Annotated in this window: 20 protein-coding genes and 2 pseudogenes; 9 read left to right on the forward strand and 13 right to left on the reverse strand. The window is 51.6% G+C overall.

Going from position 1 to position 26,952, the window contains the following annotated elements; all coding sequences use genetic code 11:
• Positions 1-8: 8 nt before the first annotated feature.
• From MMC1_RS01635 to MMC1_RS01665, 7 genes are all read right to left on the reverse strand, one after another.
• The gene (locus MMC1_RS01635; RefSeq protein ID WP_041640605.1) at positions 9-2,744 is read right to left on the reverse strand and encodes a bacteriohemerythrin; all 2,736 of its coding nucleotides are present in this window, start codon (positions 2,742-2,744) and stop codon (positions 9-11) included.
• Positions 2,745-3,107: 363 nt separating this feature from the next.
• Positions 3,108-4,472, reverse strand: a complete 1,365-nt coding sequence (locus MMC1_RS01640; RefSeq protein ID WP_011712010.1) for a sensor histidine kinase — start codon at positions 4,470-4,472, stop codon at positions 3,108-3,110.
• Positions 4,469-5,134: a response regulator transcription factor gene (locus MMC1_RS01645; protein WP_011712011.1), complete on the reverse strand. Its 666-nt coding sequence runs from the start codon at positions 5,132-5,134 to the stop codon at positions 4,469-4,471. The genes MMC1_RS01640 and MMC1_RS01645 overlap by 4 nt, the downstream gene beginning before the upstream one ends.
• A gap of 2 nt (positions 5,135-5,136) precedes the next feature.
• A complete protein-coding gene (locus MMC1_RS01650) occupies positions 5,137-5,454 on the reverse strand; it encodes a PepSY domain-containing protein (RefSeq protein ID WP_011712012.1) in 318 nt (105 codons plus the stop codon).
• Entirely contained in the window at positions 5,447-6,025 is a 579-nt protein-coding gene (locus MMC1_RS19445) for a diheme cytochrome c (RefSeq protein ID WP_011712013.1), read from the reverse strand. Before MMC1_RS19445 ends, MMC1_RS01650 begins: the two co-directional genes overlap by 8 nt.
• Before the next feature lie 15 nt (positions 6,026-6,040).
• The gene (locus MMC1_RS01660) at positions 6,041-6,412 is read right to left on the reverse strand and encodes a DUF1924 domain-containing protein (protein WP_011712014.1); all 372 of its coding nucleotides are present in this window, start codon (positions 6,410-6,412) and stop codon (positions 6,041-6,043) included.
• On the reverse strand, positions 6,409-6,984 hold the full coding sequence (locus MMC1_RS01665; RefSeq protein WP_011712015.1) for a cytochrome b/b6 domain-containing protein: 576 nt from the start codon (positions 6,982-6,984) through the stop codon (positions 6,409-6,411). The genes MMC1_RS01660 and MMC1_RS01665 overlap by 4 nt, the downstream gene beginning before the upstream one ends.
• A gap of 459 nt (positions 6,985-7,443) precedes the next feature.
• Between MMC1_RS01665 and MMC1_RS01670 the strand changes: the two genes are divergently transcribed.
• Positions 7,444-13,365: a DUF3320 domain-containing protein gene (locus MMC1_RS01670; RefSeq protein WP_011712016.1), complete on the forward strand. Its 5,922-nt coding sequence runs from the start codon at positions 7,444-7,446 to the stop codon at positions 13,363-13,365.
• A 211-nt stretch (positions 13,366-13,576) separates the two neighbouring features.
• Here MMC1_RS01670 and tnpC (MMC1_RS01675) read toward each other — a convergent pair.
• A pseudogene (gene tnpC, locus MMC1_RS01675) lies at positions 13,577-14,116 on the reverse strand (IS66 family transposase); the annotation flags it as partial.
• 73 nt (positions 14,117-14,189) lie between these two features.
• Between tnpC (MMC1_RS01675) and tnpA (MMC1_RS01680) the strand changes: the two are divergent.
• From tnpA (MMC1_RS01680) to tnpC (MMC1_RS01690), 3 genes are read left to right on the forward strand one after another with little or no spacing between them, the layout of a single operon-like run.
• Positions 14,190-14,531: an IS66 family insertion sequence element accessory protein TnpA gene (gene tnpA / locus MMC1_RS01680; protein WP_011712018.1), complete on the forward strand. Its 342-nt coding sequence runs from the start codon at positions 14,190-14,192 to the stop codon at positions 14,529-14,531.
• Positions 14,531-14,890, forward strand: a complete 360-nt coding sequence (tnpB, locus tag MMC1_RS01685) for an IS66 family insertion sequence element accessory protein TnpB (protein WP_011712019.1) — start codon at positions 14,531-14,533, stop codon at positions 14,888-14,890. The genes tnpA (MMC1_RS01680) and tnpB (MMC1_RS01685) overlap by 1 nt, the downstream gene beginning before the upstream one ends.
• A 35-nt stretch (positions 14,891-14,925) precedes the next feature.
• Complete coding sequence (gene tnpC, locus MMC1_RS01690) at positions 14,926-16,506, forward strand: IS66 family transposase (RefSeq protein WP_011712020.1); 1,581 nt, start codon at positions 14,926-14,928, stop codon at positions 16,504-16,506.
• Between the two features lie 25 nt (positions 16,507-16,531).
• On the opposite strand, the pseudogene tnpC (MMC1_RS01695) reads toward tnpC (MMC1_RS01690), so the two are convergent.
• The 4 genes and pseudogenes from tnpC (MMC1_RS01695) to MMC1_RS01710 form a co-directional block, all read right to left on the reverse strand.
• Positions 16,532-17,590, reverse strand: a pseudogene (gene tnpC, locus MMC1_RS01695) (IS66 family transposase); the annotation flags it as partial.
• A 35-nt stretch (positions 17,591-17,625) separates the two neighbouring features.
• Positions 17,626-17,985, reverse strand: a complete 360-nt coding sequence (gene tnpB, locus MMC1_RS01700) for an IS66 family insertion sequence element accessory protein TnpB (RefSeq protein WP_011712019.1) — start codon at positions 17,983-17,985, stop codon at positions 17,626-17,628.
• Positions 17,985-18,326 (reverse strand): IS66 family insertion sequence element accessory protein TnpA, encoded by a 342-nt coding sequence (tnpA, locus tag MMC1_RS01705; protein ID WP_011712018.1) that lies wholly within the window; start codon positions 18,324-18,326, stop codon positions 17,985-17,987. Before tnpA (MMC1_RS01705) ends, tnpB (MMC1_RS01700) begins: the two co-directional genes overlap by 1 nt.
• A gap of 615 nt (positions 18,327-18,941) precedes the next feature.
• Positions 18,942-20,183 (reverse strand): hypothetical protein, encoded by a 1,242-nt coding sequence (locus tag MMC1_RS01710; RefSeq protein ID WP_011712022.1) that lies wholly within the window; start codon positions 20,181-20,183, stop codon positions 18,942-18,944.
• A 273-nt stretch (positions 20,184-20,456) separates the two neighbouring features.
• Here MMC1_RS01710 and MMC1_RS01715 point away from each other — a divergent pair, with 273 nt between their 5' ends.
• Genes MMC1_RS01715 through MMC1_RS19450 form a run of 5 tightly spaced genes read left to right on the forward strand, consistent with a single transcriptional unit; the run spans position 20,457 to position 25,368 of the window.
• Positions 20,457-21,098, forward strand: a complete 642-nt coding sequence (locus MMC1_RS01715; RefSeq protein ID WP_011712023.1) for a ribonuclease D — start codon at positions 20,457-20,459, stop codon at positions 21,096-21,098.
• Between the two features lie 12 nt (positions 21,099-21,110).
• Positions 21,111-21,854, forward strand: coding sequence for an SDR family oxidoreductase (locus MMC1_RS01720; RefSeq protein ID WP_011712024.1), 744 nt, complete (start codon positions 21,111-21,113; stop codon positions 21,852-21,854).
• A complete protein-coding gene (gene folB / locus MMC1_RS01725; protein WP_011712025.1) occupies positions 21,851-22,231 on the forward strand; it encodes a dihydroneopterin aldolase in 381 nt (126 codons plus the stop codon). Before MMC1_RS01720 ends, folB begins: the two co-directional genes overlap by 4 nt.
• Positions 22,232-22,253: 22 nt before the next feature.
• A complete protein-coding gene (folK, locus tag MMC1_RS01730; protein ID WP_160162644.1) occupies positions 22,254-22,808 on the forward strand; it encodes a 2-amino-4-hydroxy-6-hydroxymethyldihydropteridine diphosphokinase in 555 nt (184 codons plus the stop codon).
• 28 nt (positions 22,809-22,836) lie between these two features.
• Positions 22,837-25,368, forward strand: coding sequence for an ATP-binding protein (locus MMC1_RS19450; RefSeq protein WP_011712027.1), 2,532 nt, complete (start codon positions 22,837-22,839; stop codon positions 25,366-25,368).
• A gap of 172 nt (positions 25,369-25,540) precedes the next feature.
• Here MMC1_RS19450 and MMC1_RS01740 read toward each other — a convergent pair whose 3' ends face one another.
• On the reverse strand, positions 25,541-26,950 hold the full coding sequence (locus MMC1_RS01740) for a phosphomannomutase/phosphoglucomutase (protein ID WP_011712028.1): 1,410 nt from the start codon (positions 26,948-26,950) through the stop codon (positions 25,541-25,543).
• Positions 26,951-26,952 lie beyond the last annotated feature (2 nt).

A 26,952-nucleotide genomic window follows, 5' to 3' on the forward strand; every position in this document is an offset into this window, starting at 1 on the left:
CCTAACCGTCAAAGCTCACCTTTGCTCTGGAAGAAAGTTTTATAGCGCATATCTTCGCCCTTGATATGGTCGATCAACCAATTTTGCAGGAAAGCCAGCAGATCCAGCGCCACCGTGGCCGAGCCTTCATCAAACTGCTTTTTCTTCTCGCCAAGCTGGGCAATCAGGTTAACATGTTCCTCTTTTTGTTGAGCGTAGCGATCATAACCATGTTTTTTCATCAAGCCCTCTTCACGGGCAAAGTGGGTATGGGTGAACTCAATCAAACCCGCTAAAATGGTCGCCAGCTTATCCTTACCCTTGCCATCCCGCATGGCGGCATGCAGATCATTGATGTAATTCATCAGTTTCAAATGGTCGGCATTGAGAACTTTGACGCCGACATCCAGCGCATCTTCCCAGTCGATCATTTTTTGGTCGTTAATGGTAAGCCCAGAAAAGTAGATGCCATCGAGCAGGATAAACAGCTCTTTGCGTAGCTGTTTAAAGCGGTCCATGCTCTTGTAGGCCTGCTCCACACTGCCCGACTGCACCAAATTAACCACTTCAAAGGCGGCCTCATGCACCTTTTGGTGAACAGTACCAAGCTCGACAAACAGAGCCTCATTGCCATAGCGCTGTTGCCCATCACCATAGTACCACAGACCAAAGTCACAGCCCCGATAGTTAGCGGCTTCTTTGGCATCGAGCACAGAGCGACCGTGCACCGCCTGTTCCAGCTCACGCAACCAAGCCAGATGACCCTCTTTAATGGTGCGCACATCAAAGGATTTGTGGCCGGTTTTATAAACCGCCTGGGCGGCGCGAAGCGCCTCCATGGCAGCCTGTAGAACATCAATGAGGATCACAAAGTTGTGTACCGTGCCTGAGATATAGGTGGCCCGTTGGCTGGCCGTTTGAATACTCTTTTCAGTTACTTCCGCAGCGGCAATGGTGGTGGAGGTCTCGGTGAAAATAGCCTGCACCAATTGATGGACCATCTGGGCGTTTTCAGAGACCTTTTGCGCAGAGTCCGCCGAGGCATTGGCAGAGAGCGCAATCTCATTGGTGCCTGAGGCGGCATCCAGTGCGGCACGGGAGACCTCGTTGGCCGCTTGGTAGAGCTCATCGACGTTGCGCGTGACCTCTTGCGAGGCTTGCACAACCGCGTTAAAGGAGCTGGAAATCTCATGAATGGCATGGTTTTGATCGTCCACCGCATAGGTGATCTCATCATTGGCTTGGTTGATGGCGGTGACGATTTCAGAGACGCCCTCGGTCGCCTGTTGGGCATTTTTAGAGTGATCTTGGATAATGCGGATCTGTCCGCTAATCAAGGTGGTGACTTCCGAGGTTTGGTGCGCCAGCTCTTTAACCTCGTTGGCGACCACCGCAAAGCCCTTGCCCGACTCACCCGCCCCAGCGGCTTCGATGGAAGCGTTTAAGGCGAGCATGTTGGTCTGTTCCGCAATATTGTTGATAAGGTCGACAAAGCGGTCAATCTCGTTGGCGGAGTTAGAGAGCTCGTTCATCACCTTGAGGGTGGAGTGAATATGCTGGTTGGCCTGTTGTGACTTATGGCTGGCAACCACGCACCGCTGTCTGACATCCTCTAGGGTTGAGATCATCTCATCTAGCGAGCCGCCAATTTTACCAGTGGCTTGGTTGACGTTTTGAATGCTGCTGTTGACGGCACTTAGGTTAGAGGTCATCTCTTCCGCAGCGGCCGCCATGGTCGAAACGTTTTGGCTGGCCTGCTCAGCAGCAGAGGCCATGGTGGTAATTCCCGACGATAAATAGGTAGAAGAGTCGGCAATGTTTTCAATGGAGTGGGTTGCGTCGCCAATTTTATCTTGGATAGAGACGATGGCTTGTTCGAGTTCGGATAATTTCTCCGAGGCCGCGGCCATGGCTTTGGAAGTCATCTCCGAATCGTCATTCAACATATCCCGCAGCTTGAGCAGCTCATTGGCGCACGCCGCCACCGAGTCAGATTGCAAGATGACCAGCTGGGTCGAGGTGGAGAGCTGATTGACAATGATATTGATTTTTTCAGCGATTTGATCCACCTCATGGGTTGGGTCATCGGCGCTCAGTTGATGATCCAACGATCCCCGCGAGATGTGTTCAAGGGTGCCGAAGGCACGTTTTAAGCGTTGGCTCAAGAGACGTGTTTGGTAAAGGGCCAAGGCAAAGATCACCAGACCAAGCAGGGCACCGAACAGAGCAGTGTTAATAATGCGCGACACTTTGCCTTCGGCTTGGTTTTGCATCATGGTGACAGCGCTGTTCATCTCTTTGAGCAGAGGCATATTTTGGGTGGTGACGAGTTTGGCTAGCCCGTTTAAATCGGTTGGGTTGCTCTCTAAAGCCTTAAACTGCTGGGCGAGGGGTTGCCAAAGGGCTTGAACAGCCTTGAGCTTGGTTAGGATCTCATCGTTGGGATGACCAATTTGTACCAGAGCAGGGGTGTTTCGGTCCAGTTTGGTTGGGGCTTGGCCACCGGTCAGCAAGGCGTGCAAGGTGGTATCAAACGCCCAGACTGAGGTGAGCAGGAGCGATTTTTCGGTTTGGTTTGGATTGGCCAGATAAAGCCCGAACTCTTTGGCGATTTTCTGGCTGAGCATGCGTTGACGGCCTGCCATATTAATGGTCACACTGTCGGACTGTTGTTCCGCAGTGGTCCACAGAATGATCCCCAAGATGAGCGCAATGGTTGCAGCCAGCAGGCCATTGGTCAGAACGAGGGTCTTTTTAATATTCACGGTGATGCTCTCCCACAAAATAGGGTCAGGGTTGAGACCTGTTCCCCTGCCAGGCTGCCGATCGCCAATCGCGTTGGCTAACAAGCATGCAAATTGGGCATGGTACAGTTTTATACGTAGTATTACAAAGTGATAAACAGTGACCAAGGCGAAACGTGCAGGCTGGAATGTGCTTTGCTCTAACCAAACCGCAATCCTACCATACTTATGTTGGATTCGGTAGGTTAAGAACGGTTTCACTGGGCACATAAAACAGTATAAAAGGTTACGATTAAAAGGTTTTTTCAAGAACAAGGTCGAAGGCCCGAGCAAAAGGGTTATGCTAAGTTCTTCGTGGTGGTGCTCCCGGCTGGCTTGTGAGGGTTAGGTGGTGGGGGTGGATGGGGCCAGGTGGGCAAGCTGGGCGGGTAGTTCCAGCATCACCTGCAAGCCCAGCAGTTGAGGGTCTTGGTTGAGGGTTAGGGTACCCTGGTAATCGAGCACGATTTGTTGGCAGATGGCCAGCCCCAAACCATGGCCATGCTGGGGTTGATCGCCGTGGATGCCTCGTTGCAGCAGCCGTTCACGGGCTTGGGGTGGGATACCAGGGCCATCATCGGCCACCCAAAGTTGCAGAACCTGGGCTGATGTTTGTGCGCCAAAATGGATCTGGTGACGGGCATGACGGCTGGCGTTATCCAAAAGATTGCCCAGCAGGGTGAGCAGATCTTCACGATCCATATGGATTTTAAGGGGCTCAAGGGGCTCAACATGGTAGGTCAGCCCACGGTCACGATGCAGTTGCCGCATCACCTCCAACAAACCGTTCAGTTCATGGGCGAGATCCAGCCACACCCCGTGCCCTTGGCCTCCAGAGAGCCGGGCTAATCCCAAGGTGCGTTCACTCAAGTGTGCAATGGTGGTGATTTGGGTGCGCAGTGCGTGTTGCAGGTTGGGGTGTTGGGTAAAAGGGGCATCGTTGGCAAGCTGGTTGAGCAGTGCCAAAGGGGTTTTTATAGCGTGGGCCAGATCACCCGCAGCTTGGCGAGAGCGCTGTAAACGGTTCATCAAGATCGCCAGCAGGCTATTAATTTGGTGGACAAACGGGTGCAGCTCCAGGGGCATGGCGGTGGGGTCAAGCCGCTGTAAGGTGCCATGTTCCAGTGCGTGTAACTGCGCTTCGGCACTCTCTAGGGGCATTAAGGCCCGGCGTAGATGGTGGCGTACCAAGAAGAGTAACAGCAGCAGCGCCGCCAGGGAGAGGCCACCATAAAACAGGCGCAGGGTGGTGACAATCTGTGTAGCGGCCTGAAAATCTTCTGCCAATGCCATGTTAACAGACTGACCTTGTTTGCTGTATCCGCGTATTAATACCAGCAGGGGGGCCTGATCGGGTCCACGCTGCTGACGCAGCAGACGCCCCCCTGGCGGTACTTTTTCCAAAACCAGCGCCTTGTCCCATAACGAGCGGGAACGTAGGGTTTGGCCACCCACTTCGATCTGAAAATAGTGTCCAGACCACGGTTTATAAAAAATGGGGTCCAACCGTTCCGGCGCAAGGTGAACGCCCTGGGCGGTGATGCTAAGCTGGGCCAACAGATTATCCGCATCATGATCCAAGCGGCTGGCGACATATTCTTTGACCAGACCATGCAAGGCAAGATGGACCACTAACCACTGCAAGCCCATGACCAACAGCAGGATTAACACCAGTGGAATGCTGATGCGCGCGTAGAGTGAGCGGCTCATGGTTTACTCCGCAGTCGATAGCCCTGTCCCCGTCGGGTTTCGATGCGCTGTTGCCCAAGCAGACGACGTAAACGTTTGATATAGACCTCAATCACATTGCTGTCGCGATCTTCATCATAGGCGTAGATGTGCTCGGTTAACTGGCTTTTGGAAAGCAGTTGGTCAGGGTGTAGCATCAAGTAGCGCAACAGACGAAATTCGGTATGGGTGAGGGTGTGGAGCTCTCCATTGGCCAAGCTGAGCTGCTGATCGGTTTCATCTAAGTGGATGCCCTCTAGGGTCAAGGCGGGCCGTACCACACCATGGCGACGGCGAATGAGGGCATTAAGGCGGGCGATCAACTCCTCCATATGAAAGGGCTTGCCCAGATAGTCATCACCACCGGCTTGCAAGCCGTCGACCCGTTGGTGCCAGGCATCCCATGCGGTGAGGATGATCACTGGAACATCCACCCCCGCAGCACGCCACCCCCGCAAGACGTTTAAGCCTGAGTCATCGGGCAGACCAAGATCCAAGATCACCGCGTCATAGGGCTCCTCTCGGCCCATGAAGGCGCCCTCCTCGGCATTGGCGGCCCAATCCACCACAAAGCCTGCGGCACCGAGATCTTTTTTTAAACCAGCGGCCAGGCTGGCATGATCCTCGACAACAAGAATACGCATGGTCAGTGGTGCCTTGGTTGGGTTAGACGTGTGCCACTCTGGGCGTCCAGCTTCCATTCAAGCACCTGACCCGAGGGGGTGACAAAGGAAAGTTCGTAGAGATAGCGGCCATGCTTCTGTTCCAACTCCACCTCTAGAAGTCTAACCTGGGCGAGTTGGGGATGGCGGGCTAAAATCTCGGCCAGGGGTAGAATGCGGCCCTGTTGTACCAGGGCATAAGCCTGCTCATGATCCACATCATCCCCAGCATAGGCTGGGCTAGCCATGAGCAGAGGAAGCAGCAAAAGCGGGACGATGGGGCGGTTTAACCGGTTAGTCATCGCGGTGCTCAGCGCCAGGAATGCGGGCACGATCTTCATCAAATTTACCCTGTTGGGCATCGCTATGGCAGAGATCGCAGCGGCTCCAGGAGCCCACTTTGGGATTATCTTTAACCAACTTGGCGGGGATTTCGTCGTGGGCATGGCGAAAAAATCGCGTGTCGGTAATGCGCATGGAGGCGGGATCCAATGAGCGGTTGCCCTTGGCCCCGTGTTGGCTGAGATAGTCCCGCAGTTGTTGGGTTGTGGCGGGGTCAAGCTGGGCATTTTCGTCAAAATGGTTCTCCAGTCCATCCAACATGTGTTGCCAAGTTGCCCCGGTTAGCCAGCGGGGTTGAAAGGCAAAGTGACAGCTGCCACATGCTTTAACATAGGTGGGGTTAAGGGCTGCGCCATGACGATCAGGGTGGTTTTTTTTGTGTTCTTTATCCTGTTCATATTTTTCATGGGCATGCTCTTGGTAGCCACGGCGAAAATCATCACTGAGCACGGTTTTTACGCCCAGCATCACGCCACCACCCAGCAGGGTTACAAACAGCAGACCACCCACTATAAAACGTTTATTGAGCATTGTAGACACCTCTTATTAAAGGGATTTCAGATAGGCCAACAATTGCGCCTGTTGTTGGGGGGTGCAGAGCTGGCCAAAGGTCCATTGGCAATTGCGGTTGAGCCATAGGGTTACTTTTTCCATATCCTGATAACGGTCTGGTGAAACCGAGGCGGCCATAGGGGCCAGTGGTTTACCGGTCAGGATATGCTGCCCGGGTTGGGTCAGGTTGGTGCCGTGGCAGGTGGCGCAGCGGCGTTGCAGCTGATTTTTGGTAATGCCCGGTTGTGACCAGAGTTGCTGGCCTGCTAACAGGTTGGCCGCAGGTTCAGCAGCCAGAGTGCCATTGCTCCAGAGTAGCCCCAACAACAGCGGGGCGTAACGTAGGCTATGGGGTAGGCATATCATGAGCGTGCCTGCTTGTTGCCGTGGATCATGCTTTTGATGAGATTTTCTTTGTGCTGCCACATGCCCAGCAGCACGCCCCCAAGGTGGAGGGCGATCAAAGCCCACAACAGTTCTCCCAGCCCTTCATGCAGGGATTCTATGGGTTTAACGGTGGAGGGGGGGAGGGCTGCGGCCATGTTATGCAGCAAGCCTGTCTCTTGGCTGGCACCCAGTGTGAGCAAACCGCTTAATCCCAGCAGGGTAAGGGTGATCAGCAGCAGCAGGACCATCATACCGCCGGCGGGATTGTGTCCCAGGTGGTGGGGTGGGTTGCCTTGGTACAGGGTGCGTAGGTAGGCGATGACCTGTTTAGGGGGGTAGATAAAGTCGCGAAAGCGGGCGTGTTGGGACCCAATAAAGCCCCATATTAGGCGAAACAGCAGCAGCCCGCAGAGGCCAAAGCCTGCGACCACATGGATTTTGAGCCACTCATCTTCACTGAGCAGAGCGGTGAGCACCAGCAGGATCAGGCTAGCGTGAAAGAGTCTGATCCAGAGGTCCCAAACGGGTAGGGTTTGATTTTCGGTCTGCATAGGGTCTCTCCATAAGGGTGAGTTATGGGGAGCAGCATAGAGCAGTAAGCTGAAATCAAGCTGAAACGGGAGAAAAAAAAGCAGGGGGTATGGGCTAGGTGGGTGTAAGCAGGGTTTTGTGCCATGCCACAGGGGTAAGCCGCCGACAGGCTCCCAGGCAGGCTAACGAGCGGGTGCACGGACGGCGTGAACATCATGGATCATTTATGCATAGTACAAGGGTTTAATATGCTTTATAAATATCGGTTAGATGTGGTAGAAAATATAGGGGTCGAAGTTGCGAGCTCTGTGAGCGCAGAATAAAGTTTTTGTCAAAGGTTGGGTTTGAGGGTGTGTGCTGATTTGTCCTGCCGGCATCGATTTTTCATGGGGCTGGGAAGCATTATTTGTTGTGCGGTTGCTCATACTAATTCGTATATGGAAAAGGTTTAAGTCAGAAAAACCCCATAAGGAAATATAATGGATACTTTAATTTTACATGTGTCGGTTCAAGAAAAAATCAATTTTGCCACTCAACAAAATGCGGTCCCCATTTTACGTGAACTTAGCATTGAAAATATAGGCCAAGAGAGTGTAGCAAATTTACGTTTAACTTTAACCAGCAATCCAGTCTTTCTCGTTCGAAAAACATGGCATCTGGATCAATTAGAACCGGGTTTGCGGTTGACAGTGAGTGACCGTGATATTCGTCTGGATGCAGGGCTTTTAATGAGTCTCCACGAGTCGCTACGCGGGGATCTCAGAGTGGAGCTCTATCAAGACGATCTGCTACTAGTAGAGAAAAATATTGAAGTTGAATTATTAGCACGCCATCAGTGGGGTGGTAGCCAATTTATGCCTGAAATGTTGGCAGCATTTATTGAACCAAATGATACGTTTATTGCAGAAATATTACGAAGTGCATCCAGCCTATTGCAAAAAAATGGCTTGGAGAGTGGTCTTGATGGTTATCAGAAAGATTCCTCCGTGCGGGTAGGTGAGGTTGTTTCGGCCATTTGGAGCGCCATCGCAGCCTTGGGTATCACTTATGCGGAACCCCCAGCAAGCTTTGAACAGAACGGTCAAAAAATCCGTTTGCCTAGCATCATTAAGCAAACTGGATTAGCCACGTGTTTGGATCTCGCACTATTGTTCGCTTCGGCCATGGAGCAAGCTGGGCTTAATAGTTTGATTATCATCACGCAAGATCATGCCTTTCCAGGAGTTTGGTTAAAACCTCAAACATTTCCAACGGTTCTAATAAAAACTGCTTTAGACATTCGGAAACGGTTTGACCTTCAAGAATTGTTGGTATTTGAATCAACATTTGCCACAAGCCGAACCAACCCAGTACCATTCCACAAGGCGGTAAAAAAGGGTAGAGCGCAGTTGGAAGAGCATGGTCAGTTTTATATGGCTATTGATGTGCAACGTGCGCGGATGTATCAAATTCGCCCTCTCTATTGGGAGGATCAATGTGCAAGCAAAGATCAGCTCAATGTCGAGCAAGTCAGCAGCATGGGCGTTGATCTATTGGAATTTTCAGATCAAGGGGTAATACCAGAGCAGGAGTCGTTAAAACCTACGACAGCTTCTGGACGCTTGGAGCTGTGGCAGAAAAAACTACTGGATCTATCACTGCGCAATAAATTATTGAATTTTAAATTAAATGGTTCCAGCGCTCTTGTGCTTATCTGTCCAGATCCAGGCTTGTTGGAAGATAAGTTAGCGCAAAAGATGAAGTTGAGTATAGAATCCCTACCAGAGATGGGTTCATCCAATAATGGGCGAGATGCCCAGTTGCACACACAACGTACAGGTGGTGGTTTAATTGAAGAGTTCGTTACTAAAGCGCTAGAAAAAAATCAGCTTTACGTACAAGAGGAGAAAGAGGCTCTCGATAAAAGATTGACCTCTCTCTTTCGTCGATCCAAGGCTGACCTAGATGAAGGGGGCGCTAATACGCTGTATTTAGCCTTAGGATTTTTGATCTGGTGGCGCAGCAATGATCCAAACAAAAAATATTATGCTCCGTTGATTTTGATTCCTGTAACCCTAGAGCGCAAAAGTATTCAGTCTGGGGTGCGCATGGTGTTACATGAAGATGAACCCCGTTTTAATACCACGCTTTTGCAGATGTTACGCCAAGATTTTAGGTTAGAAATTCCAGGATTAGAGGGGGAGCTGCCCACCGATACCCACGGAGTGGATGTGCATGGAATTTGGCATAAAGTGCGGCACCATGTACGAGACGTTGAGGGGTTTGAGGTGGTTGAGGAGGTTGCTCTAAGTAATTTTTCTTTTGCAAAATATTTAATGTGGAAAGATTTAGTCGATCGTACGGAACAACTGAAAGAAAATAGAGTTGTTCGCCACCTATTGGAAACGCCTCAACAGAGCTATGCATCGGACATTTCCTTTCGGGAGCCTCGTAATCTAGATAATGAGGTAAAACCCCAGGATCTATTAACCCCGCTACCCGCAGACTCTTCCCAGCAAACGGCTGTTATGGCCTCTGGTGAGGGGAAAGATTTTATTGTCATAGGTCCACCAGGGACTGGAAAATCACAAACCATTGCGAATATGATTGCGCACAATCTGGGACTAGGGCGTACGGTTTTATTTGTATCAGAAAAAGCGGCGGCATTGAATGTGGTTTACCGCCGTTTAAAAGAACAGGGCCTTGGAGAGTTTTGTCTAGAATTACACTCCAATAAAGCCCGTAAATTGGAGGTTCTTAATCAGTTTGATCAAGCATGGAGGTCTAAGAGCAGCTTTTCGCAGGTGGAGTGGCAAAGAGAGGCAAACCGACTTAAAGAGACTAGGGATGGCTTAAATCGTTATGTGCAGGCCATGCATCAGCCAAGCCGCCATGGCATGACACCCTATCAAGCCATCGGAAAAATTGCACTTGGGGACACAGTTGTTCAGTTAGAGCTAAGCTTTGCCCATGCCGATATCCATGATCACGCAGACTATGTAGCGCTGACTGAGCTATGCCATAAAATGGATCTATACAGTAAAGATCTGGGTAGCGTTGTTGCGCATGAACTAGCCTTTGTCACCCATGATGACTGGACACCACAATGGGTAAAAGATCTTTTGGCCAGCGCGCATTTGCTCAAAGAGCAGGCAGATAGGTTTCAGCAATCCATAAAGGATCTATATCTTCTCTTTGGTTACCCAGACCACTCTATAACAATATTGGAGCCCTTGTTAGCCTTGATTGGTACCATGCAAGATTTGTATGAACAGGATGCCAGTTTTTTGTTTGAACCCAACACTACCCAAATTGTGCAGCAATTGGATGTGGGGATGCGTTGTGTTCAGGAGTTTACAGACGAGCAAGATCAATTGAGTTGTTGTTATCAGCTGGAGGGGCTGCTAGCACTGGATATTGATGCTTTGACTAAGCAGTGGCAAGAATCACAGCAGGCATGGTGGTTGCGGGGATGGTTTATTAAACGTAGAGTGAACAAAGCCCTTAAATATATGGGGGGGGCAGTGGGTCAACCACAACCTCATCGCGATCTGCCACGCATCAAACAAATGAAGAAAAAGTACCAACAATTACAAGAATTAGACGCAGTAAACACTTGCGTACGCCATTGGCGAGGTTTGGAGAGTGATTTAGCGGTGATCCAAAGATTGGTAAAGGGCGGTCAACAGGTTAAGGCACGGATTCAGGAAATTGCGCCAACACCAACAGAATTTGTGACGCTGCAAACCGTGGTACAAAGATGGCTCATAGAGAGTAATACCTTGTTGGCCCCCAATGGAACATTACTGACCTTATCAGCTAGGGTCAAAGAGCAACGCCAGCAATTGATGGAAACATACAACCGCGTGATAAGTTTAACGGGTGGTGAAGTTGATGAATTTTTACCCCTTGGCGTTCTGTTTGGCCGAGCCCAAACCTATGCAGCTACGCTGATTCAAAACGAGTCGAAACTTAACACATGGTGCCGCTGGCAAGCTGTACGTAAAGAGGCGTGTGCACAAGGTTTACGGCCTCTGGTGGAGGCTATGGAAAAGGGGTTGTGTAAGACGGGCAAAGCCGAGCAGGTCTTTGAGATTAACTATGCTCGGTGGTGGATTCATCTTGTTTTTGCAAAGGAACCAGATTTACGCCAATTTTCAGCAGTTGAGCATGAGGATAAAATACGCATCTTCAGAATGTTGGATGAAAGATTCAGTGAGCTAACACGAGAATATATCTGTGCCAAGCAGGGTGCGAATATTCCAGACCAGAGTGGTGTTACCCAAAGTTCGGAGTATGGGGTTTTAAAACGTGAACTACACAAAAAAATTCGCCACAAACCCGTTAGGCAATTGTTTAGAGAGATTCCTAATGTCGTGAAGCAGTTGACGCCCTGTTTATTGATGAGTCCGCTTTCTATTGCTCAATATCTACCAACGGAAAAAGAGAACTTTGATCTGGTTATTTTTGATGAAGCATCGCAGATAACAGTATGGGATGCCATTGGATCATTGGCTCGTGGCAAGCAAGTAGTCATTGCAGGAGATCCAAAACAGTTACCTCCAACCAGCTTTTTTGGACGACGTGAAGCGGAAGATGAGGGCGATGACACTGGGGACGTCACCGATTTAGAATCCATTCTGGATGAAATGATGGGTTGTAGTATACCTCAGATACATCTTAACTGGCATTATCGAAGCGCGCATGAAAGCCTTATAGCCTTTTCTAACCAGCGCTACTATATGAATAAACTAATCACATTTCCATCGGCTGTCACTGTTGACAGGGCACTTAGATTGGTGACGGTAGAGGGTTACTATGATCGGGGTGGCGCGCGGCATAACCGTGCTGAAGCCGAAGCAATTGTTACAGAGGTGGTCCGTCGCTTAAATGATCCCAATTTTGCCGGGGCGGGGAAATCCATAGGTGTGGTGACGTTTAATAGTGAACAGCAAAGATTAATTGAAGACCTGTTGGATCGTGCACGTCGTGATGATCCAGCTTTAGAACCCTATTTCGCGGATGAACAATTAGAACCGGTGATTGTAAAAAATCTAGAATCTGTACAAGGGGATGAGCGTGATTTAATCCTATTTAGTGTAACCTATGGCCCAGATCGAGCAGGTCATATGACCATGAATTTTGGCCCACTGAACAAACAGGGTGGAGAGCGGCGGTTAAATGTAGCCATTACCCGTGCGCGTAGTGAATTGATTGTATTCTCAACTTTAAAACCTGAACAAATGGATCTATCTCGAACTCAGGCTAATGGCGTTGTTGATTTAAAAGATTTTCTCAGATACGCAGATCGTGGGAAAATGGCTCTGGATGAGGTATCGCATGGATCTATTGGTGGTTATGATTCTCCGTTTGAGGAAGCAGTTTCCGAAGCATTAACCCGTAAAGGGTGGCGGGTCCATTCACAGATAGGTGTTTCCGCCTTTAGAATAGATTTGGGGATTGTGCATCCCCAAAGAGAGGGTCACTATTTTGTAGGTGTTGAGTGTGATGGTGCAACCTATCATAGTTCGGCTACTGCTAGAGACCGGGACAAAGTACGAGAAGCCATTCTTGAACGTTTAGGCTGGCGTTTGGTGCGTGTTTGGTCCTTAGATTGGTGGGTAAACCCCAAAGATACGTTAGAAAAATTAGATCAGCGCATCCAAGCTATATTAGCAGAGGTGGATATACAAATTGCGAGGGAAGAGGAGATCAGAAAAACGGCGGAGGAAGCTTTTTATCAAGCTAAGCAAGCCGCTACGGCTGCCCTTTTTGAAGAGAATGGTGCAAAGCTCAAGGCTGAATCCGCTACAATAGGCGAGCTTTCACAAACAAGTACTACCGATGCCAAGGTGTTACAAGTCCGGTCCATGCAGGCTGATAAAGAAGATCGTAGTTACTATAGGATTGCCACTTTTGAGAAATTAAATCTGAAACTTAATCCTGATCTCTTTTATGAATATAGTTACACGCCAACGGTGCGCATGATGGTTGAGCATATCCTTGAGATTGAGTCACCTATCCGCGAAGACTTGCTCATTAGACGTATCGCACAGGCTCATGGGTTCAAACGGTCAGGTCGGCTGATCGTTGAGCGCGTCATGCAGATCGTTGAAGAGACAGCAGAAGTGACTCATGAAGAAGGGGTGGGTAATTTTCTGTGGAAACGAGGGGTAGATCTTTCTAGTTGGTCGGAGATTCGTTATCCGCAACAAGGTGAGCGTGAAGCACGTAGACCAGATGAAATAGCCATTCAAGAGCTAATGACCCTTGCTAAAGAGCACCAAGGAGAAGGGGCCTTGATCGATACTATGGCCAGAAGTTTGGGGGTGTTTAGATTAAATGAGCGTAACAGGACACGCTTACAGTTAGCCGCTCAAATGGCTACTAAGTCAGCACCAGTAGAACCAGCAGTTCTCTAATGAGATGTAGGTAGGGGCAAGTTGGTAATGGTGATCCCACCTAAAATATAGAATTTTCTGGTAACTTTTCTGGATAGGGTCGGTAATCTTCCGATAAAAATACAAGGGATTACCCTAGGCCAAGACAGCGCGTAGAGGATGCGTTCGCACGATTATGATCTCTGCATGCACCGGCACGGTTTGAACGTAAGCGCCCATTTATCCCCATCAACTACCCTGCCGGTTCAGCAGCAGATTTCAAATTCCACGGGAGCAACAAGTCGAACTCATCCACGGTTTGCGCTGTGGCGAGGCCCTCAAAGACCTTTGTGAGATAGACGAAGGGCTCCCAACCATTGGCTTTGGCCGTTTCAATCAAACTGTAGAGGTTTGCCGAGGCCTTTGCACCTCGAACAGAGTTGCTGAAGAGCCAATTTTTCCTGCCAATCACAAAGGGGCGAATGGCGTTCTCGGCTCTGTTGTTGTCAATTTCCAGGCGTCCATCATCAAGATATCGAATCAGAGAGGACCACTGATTGGTCAGATATCCCATCGCTTCGCCGAGTTTGCTTTTCGGTAACACCCCTGCTCGATTATCTTCCAGCCAGGTTTTCAACTCATCGATAATGGGGCGGGAACGCTCCTGGCGCACCTTGTAACGTCGCTCTGGAGTAGCCTCTTCCTCACGCAGATCCTTTTCCACAGCGTACAGTTTCCGGATCAGCGACAGTGCCTGCCCAGCCTTGCCTATCTTGCCTTTTTGTAAGCGCCCATTTATCCCCAGGGTTCAGTTTGATCTGAAGGTATGTCACGCTTTCTGAAATTCAAAATTTTAGGAGGCGAACATGGAAGACAAATCAATTGAGGCGTCTGTGCTGAGTGAGAAGCAGCGGTACTGGCTGGATCATTTACGCAGTTGTCGTTCTGAGGTCGGCACCATTAAGGAGTACGCTGAAGTCCATAAGCTGAGCCTTCCATCGTTGTATTTTTGGAAGCGCAAGCTGACGCAAATGGGTTTTCTGGAAGAGTCAGGATCAGGCAAGCGACGTTTTCAGCGATTGGAATTGAGTTCAAAGTCTTCAGCAGGGGTCTGCCGGATTCAGTTCCCAAATGGTATGACGGTGGAGTGGTCAGGGAATGGTGGCGAGAGCTTGCTCTCTGTCCTGCGATCTGTGGCAGCCTTGTGATGATGCGCCCATCGCCGGATATTTCTGTCGTCCATCTTTGTTTGGAGCCGGTGGATTTCAGGAAGGGGATCAACGGACTGGCTGCATTGGTGGAGGCAGAACTGGAGTTGAATCCCTTTGATGAGGCTCTGTTCGTGTTTCGCAATCGATCATTGGACAAGGTGAAAATCCTTTACTGGGAACGTAATGGCTTCTGCCTGTGGCAAAAGCGGCTGGAAAAGGACCGATTTCACTGGTTGCGCCAGGGAGGTGCCGCAGAAATCCAAATCACGGGGCGGCAGCTGAATTGGCTACTTGATGGCTACAACCTGGCGGCAATGAAGGGTCACAATAAACTGCATTTTTCTTCGATTGTATAGAGTGTTAAGGCGGTTTTTTTGGTATAATTTCGGCTATGAAAACGCTACCAAAGACACTCCCTGATGACCCTGCCGCTTTGCGGGAAATAATACTTTCCTTGCAGGCTGAAAATGTCCTTTTACAGGACAAAAGCAAGCGTATGGAGCATGAAGCCCAGCTTCTGAGGGAGAAGCTGAATATTCTCATTGCCAAGCGGTTTGGGCGTTCCAGTGAGAAGAGCGATCCCCGTCAGTTGGGTCTGTTCGATGAGGCAGAAGTGACGGCTGCCGAGGAACCTGAAGAGGATGCCGAAGAGATCCAGGTTCCTGCCCATAGCCGCAAAGTGAAGTCCAAAGGGCGCAAGCCATTGCCAGAGTGGCTACCCCGGGTGGATATCATTCATGAGTTGCCTGAGTCGGCATTGGTTTGTGGCCTGGATGGTCACCATTTGGTCGAGATTGGCCGTGAGACCAGCGAGCAACTGGATATTATTCCGGCCAAGGTGCAGGTATTGCGGCACATCCAGATCAAATATGGCTGTCCTCATTGCAAACAGGGCGTGAAGACGGCCCCTACACCCAAACGTCCCATTCCCAAGGCGTTGGCTACAGCTGCTCTATTGGCCCATGTGGCGGTATCCAAGTATGCCGATGGGTTACCGCTCTATCGACAGGGCGCCATTCTGACCCGTGCAGGGATTGATGTCTGTCGAACCACGCTGGCCAATTGGATGATCCAGTGCGGCCAACTGGTGCAGCCGTTGATCAATCTGATGCGGGACAAGATGCTGGATTACGATATCCTGCAGATGGATGAAACTACGATTCAAGTGCTTAAGGAAAAAGATAAAGTTGCAGCCAGCAACTCCTATATGTGGGTACAGCGAGGTGGTCCCCCGGGTAGTCCGGTGATTTTGTTTGATTACGATCCCACACGCGGTGCCGAGGTTCCGAAACGGCTGTTGGCGGGCTATAAAGGCTGGTTGCAAACGGATGGGTATGCAGGTTATCTGGGTGTGGGTGCGCAGGAAGATGTGATCCTGATGGGGTGTTTTGCGCATGCCCGTCGTCAATTCGACGAGGCGATCAAAGCGTTGGGAAAATCCAAAAAAGGCAAGATAGGCAAGGCTGGGCAGGCACTGTCGCTGATCCGGAAACTGTACGCTGTGGAAAAGGATCTGCGTGAGGAAGAGGCTACTCCAGAGCGACGTTACAAGGTGCGCCAGGAGCGTTCCCGCCCCATTATCGATGAGTTGAAAACCTGGCTGGAAGATAATCGAGCAGGGGTGTTACCGAAAAGCAAACTCGGCGAAGCGATGGGATATCTGACCAATCAGTGGTCCTCTCTGATTCGATATCTTGATGATGGACGCCTGGAAATTGACAACAACAGAGCCGAGAACGCCATTCGCCCCTTTGTGATTGGCAGGAAAAATTGGCTCTTCAGCAACTCTGTTCGAGGTGCAAAGGCCTCGGCAAACCTCTACAGTTTGATTGAAACGGCCAAAGCCAATGGTTGGGAGCCCTTCGTCTATCTCACAAAGGTCTTTGAGGGCCTCGCCACAGCGCAAACCGTGGATGAGTTCGACTTGTTGCTCCCGTGGAATTTGAAATCTGCTGCTGAACCGGCAGGGTAGTTGATGGGGATAAATGGGCGCTTACGCCTTTTTTGGATTTTCCCAACGCTTTGATCGCCTCGTCGAATTGACGACGGGCATGCGCAAAACACCCCATCAGGATCACATCTTCCTGCGCACCCACACCCAGATAACCTGCATACCCATCCGTTTGCAACCAGCCTTTATAGCCCGCCAACAGCCGTTTCGGAACCTCGGCACCGCGTGTGGGATCGTAATCAAACAAAATCACCGGACTACCCGGGGGACCACCTCGCTGTACCCACATATAGGAGTTGCTGGCTGCAACTTTATCTTTTTCCTTAAGCACTTGAATCGTAGTTTCATCCATCTGCAGGATATCGTAATCCAGCATCTTGTCCCGCATCAGATTGATCAACGGCTGCACCAGTTGGCCGCACTGGATCATCCAATTGGCCAGCGTGGTTCGACAGACATCAATCCCTGCACGGGTCAGAATGGCGCCCTGTCGATAGAGCGGTAACCCATCGGCATACTTGGATACCGCCACATGGGCCAATAGAGCAGCTGTAGCCAACGCCTTGGGAATGGGACGTTTGGGTGTAGGGGCCGTCTTCACGCCCTGTTTGCAATGAGGACAGCCATATTTGATCTGGATGTGCCGCAATACCTGCACCTTGGCCGGAATAATATCCAGTTGCTCGCTGGTCTCACGGCCAATCTCGACCAAATGGTGACCATCCAGGCCACAAACCAATGCCGACTCAGGCAACTCATGAATGATATCCACCCGGGGTAGCCACTCTGGCAATGGCTTGCGCCCTTTGGACTTCACTTTGCGGCTATGGGCAGGAACCTGGATCTCTTCGGCATCCTCTTCAGGTTCCTCGGCAGCCGTCACTTCTGCCTCATCGAACAGACCCAACTGACGGGGATCGCTCTTCTCACTGGAACGCCCAAACCGCTTGGCAATGAGAATATTCAGCTTCTCCCTCAGAAGCTGGGCTTCATGCTCCATACGCTTGCTTTTGTCCTGTAAAAGGACATTTTCAGCCTGCAAGGAAAGTATTATTTCCCGCAAAGCGGCAGGGTCATCAGGGAGTGTCTTTGGTAGCGTTTTCATAGCCGAAATTATACCAAAAAAACCGCCTTAACACTCTATACAATCGAAGAAAAATGCAGTTTATTGTGACCCTTCATTGCCGCCAGGTTGTAGCCATCAAGTAGCCAATTCAGCTGCCGCCCCGTGATTTGGATTTCTGCGGCACCTCCCTGGCGCAACCAGTGAAATCGGTCCTTTTCCAGCCGCTTTTGCCACAGGCAGAAGCCATTACGTTCCCAGTAAAGGATTTTCACCTTGTCCAATGATCGATTGCGAAACACGAACAGAGCCTCATCAAAGGGATTCAACTCCAGTTCTGCCTCCACCAATGCAGCCAGTCCGTTGATCCCCTTCCTGAAATCCACCGGCTCCAAACAAAGATGGACGACAGAAATATCCGGCGATGGGCGCATCATCACAAGGCTGCCACAGATCGCAGGACAGAGAGCAAGCTCTCGCCACCATTCCCTGACCACTCCACCGTCATACCATTTGGGAACTGAATCCGGCAGACCCCTGCTGAAGACTTTGAACTCAATTCCAATCGCTGAAAACGTCGCTTGCCTGATCCTGACTCTTCCAGAAAACCCATTTGCGTCAGCTTGCGCTTCCAAAAATACAACGATGGAAGGCTCAGCTTATGGACTTCAGCGTACTCCTTAATGGTGCCGACCTCAGAACGACAACTGCGTAAATGATCCAGCCAGTACCGCTGCTTCTCACTCAGCACAGACGCCTCAATTGATTTGTCTTCCATGTTCGCCTCCTAAAATTTTGAATTTCAGAAAGCGTGACATACCTTCAGATCAAACTGAACCCTGGGGATAAATGGGCGCTTACGTTGGTCGGAGATTCGTTATCCGCAACAAGGTGAGCGTGAAGCACGTAGACCAGATGAAATAGCCATTCAAGAGCTAATGACCCTTGCTAAAGAGCACCAAGGAGAAGGGGCCTTGATCGATACTATGGCCAGAAGTTTGGGGGTGTTTAGATTAAATGAGCGTAACAGGACACGCTTACAGTTAGCCGCTCAAATGGCTACTAAGTCAGCACCAGTAGAACCAGCAGTTCTCTAATGAGATGTAGGTAGGGGCAAGTTGGTAATGGTGATCCCACCTAAAATATAGAATTTTCTGGTAACTTTTCTGGATAGGGTCGGTAATCTTCCGATAAAAATACAAGGGATTACCCTAGGCCAAGACAGCGCGTAGAGGATGCGTTCGCACGATTATGATCTCTGCATGCACCGGCACGGTTTGAACCATTAGGGGGAACCACGAGCCTAGGGCGGTGGGGCTGCTAGGGGCGGGGGCTGAATAGGGTATACACCCCCTTGATAGGGCGGCCAAGGCCGCCCTATCAAGAGATAATATCACTCGTCATCACTGCTTTTGCCAAGCTCGACCTGGAGCACATCACGGGCAACCTCAGTGCAGCGATCCCATGCCTCCTTCATCAGCTTGTTGGCCTCGGCTGCGTTCTTGCTCATATCATATCCCGCCTTGCCCAACTTGCGTATGGTGCCAAACATACCCCCCTGTTTGCCATACGCACAGGCCAAAATCACCTTGGAATTGTGCCCCGCAACCCGTAAAAAGGTGCGCTCCCAATCATCCTTATCACAAAACTTAACAATCGCCGTGGCAAGCATCTGGGCAGGCATAGAGTCACCCCGTACCGCCTTGGTCGCCTTAATCAACTCTTTGTTGCGGCTAGGCTGAATCATCACCTTGTGAATAAGCTGCGTCACCACCACATGGGCCGCTGGAGTGGTCTCAGATACATACTTCTCCAACAACGAAACCAGCGCCGGAACCTCCACCATCTCCACCAGCCGCTTCGCCAATATCTGCGCACCACCCTCATTATCCTTAACCGCTGTCAAAGCCCGTACACAGGGCTCCACCGGTAGATTTTTAACGTTGGCCACACCCGTCGCCAATACCACCGCCCCAGGACTCATGGGATCAATCAGCTTAATGGCCTCCAACATCTGCTCCAATGCCCCCTTGCCAATAACCTCCATGGTCAAGGTAATCTCCACCTCCTCCTGATTTTTGGGGCAGGAGGCAATGGCCCGTAGCAAATGGTTGATGGTACCCATCTCAGCGATACCCGCCGCCAGCTTCTGCATGGCAGGCTTATTGATACCCGAGACCTTGAGCGAATCAATCAAAGGATTGATCCCTTTGCGGGCCACCACCTGATCCACCAACAAACCCACCATCTCGCTGTTTTTGCGAACCCGGGTCAATGCTTCAACCAAATTAAAAGCCTTGATCTCAGGATGGTTTATAATCGCCTCAACCATACGCCGCAGATCGGCCTTTTTCTCCTCAATCTTTACCAGCGGGCCAAGGGTGCCCAGCATGGGACCCAATTTGCCCTCGGCAATCACCTCGTCCACGTCAATTTTAGCACCCGGTTTAAAGCCACCTGTGGCACTATGATCATCCATCACATCGGGATTGGCCTCAATGATGACCTCTTCCTCCCGAGCCGTGAAACGATTATCCAGATTCTCCAGGGCCGTGCTGGACTGATCCCCCAGAGTTTTAGCCAATTGGCTTTTAATGTTATCCAGTTGCTTCTGGGTAAAGTTGTCCCGTGCCATGTGGCTCAACCTTCCAAACCGTAAGAGATGATGATGAGTATGGGCAAAAAAGTCGATAAGCTACCGCGACCGGGAGACATAATGGCAAACGCCCCTATGCGATCATAGCTACATTATGGTAACTTTCCATCAAACAGGGTAGCAGATCAACCGGAATGAATGCAAAAATTGCGCACAGTGTACCGGTTAAAAATGTGATTAATACCAAAAAACAGGGTCAACGCAAATTCTTACCATCACCACTACCTCATTAACAGAGAAGGTTACAAGAGCATGGGTACCGCACCATTAACCATTCATACATTTATTGATGATCTGGATGAAGCACAGTTCCAACGCTATATGAAAAGCCCTTTTTTGGCGGTGGATACGGAGACCATGGGGCTGGATATTAACCGTGACCGGCTCTGTGTGGTGCAGATGTGCGATGTGACCGGTGAGGTCAGTGTGGTGCAGATACGCAACTATCAGGCACCACGGCTAAAGGCGCTTATGGAGGCCCCCGAGGTGGAAAAGATTTTTCACTTTGCCCGCTTTGACCTCGCTACCATGAAACGCTGGTTAGATATTGAGATCAAACCGGTTTTTTGCACCAAGATCGCCTCAAAACTGGTACGCACCTACACCGGCAGCCATGGACTGAAGGATGTCAGCCAAGAGCTGCTGGGCGTGGTGATGGATAAACAGCAGCAGTCATCGGATTGGGGGGCCGAGCAGTTGACCCCAGAGCAGCTACAATATGCCGCCAGCGATGTCATCCATTTGGTGGAGATCCGGGCGCGATTGGTCGAAATGCTCGCGCGGGAGGGGCGTTTGCAGCTCGCTGATGAGATTATGCGTTTTCTGCCAACCCGGGTTGCCCTGGATCTGCTGGGGTGGAACAATCATGATATCTTTTCTCACGCTTCCATTTAGCGTGGCATAACGATGGATACCACAGGCTGCCGAGCGCTGGTGACGGGGGCAGGGCGTCGCATAGGGGCTGCCATCGCCTTGGCCTTGGGTGAGGCGGGCATGGATGTGGCGGTACACTACAGCGGTTCAGCGCAAGGGGCTGAGCAGAGCTGTGCGGCGCTGGCCAAGATGGGGCGGCGGGCCTGCGCTTTTCAAGCCGACCTAAGCGATTGGGCGCAAGCCGAGGCGCTGCTGCCTCGGGTGGTGGCGCAGATGGGGCCGGTGCGGGTGTTGGTCAATAGCGCCGCCATTTTTGAACGCAGTGACCTTGTGGATCAAAGCCAAGCCCAGTGGCGCCGTCATATGGCCATCAATCTGGAGGCACCTATGCTGCTGATGCAGCACTTTGCGCGTCAGTGGCAAAGCGACCAGCCCCCCGATGGGGCGGGCCGCATCGTCAATATTTTAGATCGCCGGGTGTTGGCACCGCCCCCTGGGCATCTGGCCTATAATGCCGCCAAAGGGGCGCTATGGAGCCTTACCCGCGTCGCCGCGCGGGAACTGGCACCGCATATTACGGTCAATGGTGTGGGGCCGGGACCCATTTTACCGGCGGCCGGTGAGCCGTTGGAGCAGTTTGCTAAGGTGATTGCCGCCACTCCTATGCAGCGGAGTGGAACACCGCAAGAGGTAGCGGATGCGGTACTCTATTTCATTCAAAATGGTTTTGTCACCGGGCAGATGATCTGTATTGATGGAGGTGAGCATCTCTTATGACCATGCACAATCAACCACCGCTGGACCGTATTCACATTAAAGATCTGCTGCTCCGTTGTATCATCGGCATCCTGGAGTGGGAGCGTACCACCTTGCAGGATGTGGTGATCAACTGCACCCTGCATGTGGACCTACGCAGCGCGGGGCTATCCGACGATATTGCCGATACGGTTAATTATAAAGCGTTAAATAAAAATATTATCCAATTGGTGGAAGGCTCGGCATTTTTTTTGGTGGAGGCCATGGCCGAGGCCATCGCCGAGCTCTGTTTACAAGATCGTCGCGTTAAACAGTGTGAGGTTACGGTAGAAAAACCGGGGGCCTTACGTTTTGCCCGTTCGGTGGGGGTGACGGTGGTTCGGGGCCAGCATGGCTAAGCAGGGCCCGTGCGTGGGACAAATGGCGATGGTCCCATGCGATGGACCTGTGCTGGTGGCCTTTGGGGCCAGCCTTAACCCGCTGTATCATCTGGAGTTGGGCTTGCGACGCTTGCACGCGCTGTTGGGCATTGTCGCCATTTCCGATGTCTACCAAAGCAGACCCGTGAATGGGGCTGTGGGGGACCCCCCTTTTCTTAATGGCGCGGTACGCTTGGAACAGGCCCCAGAGCCTTGGGCACTGCGCGCCTTGCTGCGCCAGATCGAGGCTGAACAGGGGCGCGAACGGGGCGACAATCCCAATGCGCCGCGCACCTTGGATCTGGACATCGCCCTGATGGGTAGCCAAATCATGGATGAACCCCTGTTACGCATCCCTGACCCCCATTGGTTGGCGCGGCCCTTTGTTGCCCTACCCATGGCCCAGTTGGCCGCAGCGTGGCGCCATCCTGAGCATCCTTATTCGTTGGCTCAATTAGCGGCTCGGTTTGATCCCTTACCCGTTGGCATGCACAAAGATCTTGAGGCAACGCGACGTTTGCGCCAGATTTTACCCCCTTTCCCTAACACTGTGTAGATAGATAACCCGGCAAAAAGGTCGCGCGATGGGCTATGACGCCAAATTACCCTGGGGTTGGGCACCGCTATTGGTGTGTTTGGTGGTGTTGGCGTGGCCTGCGCAACTGTTGGCGAATAGAGTACCCGATCCGATCATCGTTGGGGTGTATCAGAACAAGCCAATGATTTTTCTCGATGAAAAGGGTGAAGTTCAGGGGCTCTATAAGGATATTTTAGGGATCATAGCCGAACGTCATGGCTGGCAGTTGGAGTATCGCTATGGCAAGTGGAGTGCCTTGCTTGAGCAGCTGCAACGTGGCGAAATTGATCTGCTGGGGGCCATTGCCTATAGCGATGAGCGGGCTTTGAGCATGGATTTTGGCAAGCAGAGTTTTTTTGTCAACTGGGGTCAGGTCTATACCCGTGAAGAGCGCAAGGTGGCCTCTTTTTTAGATCTACAGGGCAAACGGGTTGGCGTGCTAAAAGGGGATATTTATGGGCATCGCTTGGCCGAGCTGGTCAAAAAATTTGGTGTTTCTATCGAGATCGTTGGGTACGACAGTTACAGTTACGTGCTGCATGGTATCAAGCAGGGCGAGGTGGATGCGGGGGTGGTTAACCGTCTAACCGGGGGGGCCGAGCAGCAACGTTTTGGACTTTACGGCACACCGATCCTTTTTAATCCAGTCGAAGTGACGGTGGCTGTGCCCAAGGGTAAAAATATGGCGTTATTATCCGCCATTGAGCATGATTTGGTGGTGATGAAGGCGGATAAAGATTCGGCATTTCATAAGGCGTTTGATCGTTGGTTAGGGATAGCCAGCAAGCCAGAGATGCCCTCATGGTACCGTACGGGTTTTTGGATCATCATGGTGCTTATGCTGCTTGGGGTGGGGTGGAATCTTTCCCTACAACGCCGGGTGGTCCTGCAAGCCAAGCGGCTCGAACAGGAGGTCGCTGAACGTCAGGATGCCGAGCAGGGGCTGCAACACGCACACCAGGAGCTGGAGCAGCGGGTCGATGAGCGTACCCAGGCGTTGGAGGTGAGTGAGCTAAGATTTCGAACGCTATTCCATGCGGCACTGGTGCCGCTGTTTCGTTCATCGTTGGATGGTGGACGGGTGCTATTGGCCAATTTGGCCTTGGTAGAGCTGTTTGGTTATAGCAGTGTAGAAGAGATGGTGACGCTACATGATCCCCTAAAATCTTATGCGGATCCCCTAATGCGGGAACATTTTATAGATATTTTAGTGAGAGATGGGCGGGTAGAGTGTTTGGATGTTGAGTTGGTTCGTCCCGATAGCAGTCGATTTTATGCTGAGATAAGCGCCATCCATTATCCAGAAGGAGGCTATCTGGAAGGGGCGATAATTGATATTACCCACCGTAAACGCACCGAGCACGCCTTGATACAGGCCAAGCAGAGTGCAGAGCGTGCCAATCGGGCGAAAAGCGAATTTTTAGCGACGTTAAGCCATGAGATACGCACCCCTTTAAATGGCATGATCGGGTTATTAACAGCCTTACAAGCGAGTCGGCTCGATGCCAAGCAGCAGGAGCAAGTGGGCTTGATTAGTCGTTCATCCAATTTATTATTAGATTTATTAAATGATATTTTAGATTTTTCCAAGATTGAGGCCGGTGAATTGGTCTTGGAGCAGATACCCTTTAGCCCGTTACAGTTGGTGGAGGATGTGTGTGCCTGCTTGTCAGAGCGTGCGCAAGGCAAAGGGGTTGGTTTGCGCTTGGAGACGCATGGGTGGATACCCCCGGGCTTAAAAGGGGATGCGGTACGTATTCGCCAGATCATGCTTAATTTGACCAACAATGCCATAAAGTTTACGCAGCAGGGTGAGGTGGTACTCCATCTATGGGGGTTGGAGCAGCAGCCGGTACCCTTACCGAGCTGGGTCTCCATGCGGTTTGGTGTGGTGGATAGTGGAGTGGGCATAGCGGCAAAGGATATGGGTCGGATTTTTGATCCCTTTTGCCAAGCAGACAGGGTGCTGGATCGTCGCTATAAAGGCACGGGCTTAGGGCTATCCATATGCAAGCGGCTGGTGGAGGCGATGGGCGGGGAGATCTGGGCGGAGAGTCAGGAGGGACAGGGTAGCAGCTTTAGGTTTACCCTTACCTTAGCGTTGGTCGAACATCTGCCAGGGCAGGCAATGGGGCGTGAATTGGTCCATGAGGTTTTACCCATGCGTATTTTGTTGGTAGAGGATGATCCGGTCAACCAGATGGTTGCGGTAGAGTTGTTAGAGAGTGCGGGGCACAAAGTGGAGGTTGCGGATAATGGTGCGTCGGGTTTGGTTAAGGCGCAGGAGTGCTCCTATGATTTGGTCTTGATGGACATACGTATGCCGGGCATGGATGGCATTACGGCGACCCGCATGTTACGGGCGTTCGAGCAGGCCGAGGGCAGGGAGCGGGTGCCGGTGTTGGGTTTGACCGCCGACACGCTGAAGGAGACCCTGCTGGCTTGTCGTGAGGCAGGCATGGATGATGTGCTGACCAAGCCGGTGCGGGTGAATGTGTTAACGGACCGAGTAGCCCGCTTGGGGTTTGAAAACCCGTAGTGTCTGCCGCAGATGATGCTTTGCACGGGAAAACCCCTACCCCAAACCGGCAGATGGGTGGGTTTGGGATAGAACGCCTCTCTCAAATGTGCCAAGGAGGGGGGTGTCACCCCCAATGGTGCAGAGTCCCCACAGAGCTGTGGTTAGGGCCAAGCCATATGCGCATGCAACCTTAAACCAGCTGCCACTCGGGGAAAACCACATTTTCCCCCTCTAACATCTTGGCTAGGGCGGTTGCCATCTCTTGCAGGCGCTCTAAGGAGTCGGCCTCAACCCGGGCCACCAACGCCGGTTGGGTGTTGGAGACGCGCACCAACCACCACCCCCCAGGCTGCTTGACACGCACCCCATCCAGGTCCGAAACCTCACCCAAACCCCCATCCAAAACCTGCCGTTTGATGCGGTCCATGACGCGAAATTTGCGGCTGTCGGCACACTCAATGCGCAACTCTGGTGTGGCATAGACCTTGGGCAATGAGCTCAAGCGTGCCGCCAAAGAGGTGGGTTCAGCAGCCAGTAGGCTAATCAGTCGCACCGCAGCATACAGGGCATCATCGTAGCCATAATAGCGATCCGCAAAAAAGAGATGCCCACTCATCTCACCCGCTAAAAGGGCACCACTCTGACGCATCTTGCTCTTGACCAGCGAATGGCCGGTTTTCCACATGATCGGCTTGCCACCTGCCTCGGCCACCGCATCAAAGAGCTGCTGAGAGCATTTGACATCCCCCAGAATGGAGGCCCCAGGATGCTCGGCCAAAATCTCCCGGGCGAAGAGTATCATCAGGCGATCTCCCCAGATTACCCGACCATCCCCATCAATGGCCCCGATGCGGTCGCCATCGCCATCAAAGGCGATGCCCAGATCGGCCCCCCAGGCCAGCACCCGATTTTTTAAATCCTCCAGATTGGCCGGCACCGTTGGATCGGGATGATGATTGGGAAAGGTGCCGTCCACCTCAGCAAACAGCACTTCGCCCTCGATTCCAGGAAGGGCCTGTAGCAGCTCCTTGGCGACGGCCCCCGCCGCGCCATTGCCGCAATCCAGCACCACCTTGAGGGGGCGACCCGGACGGTAATCGGCCACCAGCCGATTAATATAGTCGCGTCGCAGCTCGACCCGGCTAACGGAGCCCCCCATCCGTGGCATGGGCCGCTCCCCCAGCATTAAGCGTTGGGCCAGATCTTGGATATCCTGTCCAAAAAAGGATAATCCCCCCAACATCATCTTCATGCCATTATACTCAGCTGGATTATGGCTACCGGTCACCATAATCGCCCCATCGGCATGCAGCGCGTGGGAGGCGTAATAGAGCCCCGGGGTGGGCAATAACCCCACATCCGAGACCCGCGCACCTGCCTCGGCCAAGCCTGCCATCAGGGCGTTGGCCAAGGCGGGTGAGGAGAGCCGACCATCCCGTCCCACCACCACATGGGGCATAAATTTTTTGCCCTTGTATGCATCACGTATGCGTTCGGCAAACAGCGCACCCCAATGTTTAACCACCTCTTCCGATAGCTCACTGTGGGCAATACCACGAACATCATACTCACGAAACATGTGACTGGGGGCAAAGGTCATGG

It is taken from the genome of Magnetococcus marinus MC-1 (genome assembly GCF_000014865.1).
GTDB lineage: Bacteria > Pseudomonadota > Magnetococcia > Magnetococcales > Magnetococcaceae > Magnetococcus > Magnetococcus marinus.

Excerpts from the sequence above, each read along its gene's own strand:
- MMC1_RS01640 (WP_011712010.1), bottom strand. The coding sequence starts at position 4,472 with ATGAGCCGCTCACTCTACGCGCGCATCAGCATTCCACTGGTGTTAATC.
- MMC1_RS01645 (WP_011712011.1), bottom strand. The coding sequence starts at position 5,134 with ATGCGTATTCTTGTTGTCGAGGATCATGCCAGCCTGGCCGCTGGTTTA.
- MMC1_RS01650 (WP_011712012.1), bottom strand. The coding sequence starts at position 5,454 with ATGACTAACCGGTTAAACCGCCCCATCGTCCCGCTTTTGCTGCTTCCT.
- MMC1_RS19445 (WP_011712013.1), bottom strand. The coding sequence starts at position 6,025 with ATGCTCAATAAACGTTTTATAGTGGGTGGTCTGCTGTTTGTAACCCTG.
- MMC1_RS01660 (WP_011712014.1), bottom strand. The coding sequence starts at position 6,412 with ATGATATGCCTACCCCATAGCCTACGTTACGCCCCGCTGTTGTTGGGG.
- MMC1_RS01665 (WP_011712015.1), bottom strand. The coding sequence starts at position 6,984 with ATGCAGACCGAAAATCAAACCCTACCCGTTTGGGACCTCTGGATCAGA.
- MMC1_RS01670 (WP_011712016.1), top strand. The coding sequence starts at position 7,444 with ATGGATACTTTAATTTTACATGTGTCGGTTCAAGAAAAAATCAATTTT.
- tnpA (WP_011712018.1), top strand. The coding sequence starts at position 14,190 with ATGGAAGACAAATCAATTGAGGCGTCTGTGCTGAGTGAGAAGCAGCGG.
- tnpB (WP_011712019.1), top strand. The coding sequence starts at position 14,531 with ATGATGCGCCCATCGCCGGATATTTCTGTCGTCCATCTTTGTTTGGAG.
- tnpC (WP_011712020.1), top strand. The coding sequence starts at position 14,926 with ATGAAAACGCTACCAAAGACACTCCCTGATGACCCTGCCGCTTTGCGG.
- tnpB (WP_011712019.1), bottom strand. The coding sequence starts at position 17,985 with ATGATGCGCCCATCGCCGGATATTTCTGTCGTCCATCTTTGTTTGGAG.
- tnpA (WP_011712018.1), bottom strand. The coding sequence starts at position 18,326 with ATGGAAGACAAATCAATTGAGGCGTCTGTGCTGAGTGAGAAGCAGCGG.
- MMC1_RS01710 (WP_011712022.1), bottom strand. The coding sequence starts at position 20,183 with ATGGCACGGGACAACTTTACCCAGAAGCAACTGGATAACATTAAAAGC.
- MMC1_RS01715 (WP_011712023.1), top strand. The coding sequence starts at position 20,457 with ATGGGTACCGCACCATTAACCATTCATACATTTATTGATGATCTGGAT.
- MMC1_RS01720 (WP_011712024.1), top strand. The coding sequence starts at position 21,111 with ATGGATACCACAGGCTGCCGAGCGCTGGTGACGGGGGCAGGGCGTCGC.
- folB (WP_011712025.1), top strand. The coding sequence starts at position 21,851 with ATGACCATGCACAATCAACCACCGCTGGACCGTATTCACATTAAAGAT.
- folK (WP_160162644.1), top strand. The coding sequence starts at position 22,254 with ATGGCGATGGTCCCATGCGATGGACCTGTGCTGGTGGCCTTTGGGGCC.
- MMC1_RS19450 (WP_011712027.1), top strand. The coding sequence starts at position 22,837 with ATGGGCTATGACGCCAAATTACCCTGGGGTTGGGCACCGCTATTGGTG.
- MMC1_RS01740 (WP_011712028.1), bottom strand. The coding sequence starts at position 26,950 with ATGACCTTTGCCCCCAGTCACATGTTTCGTGAGTATGATGTTCGTGGT.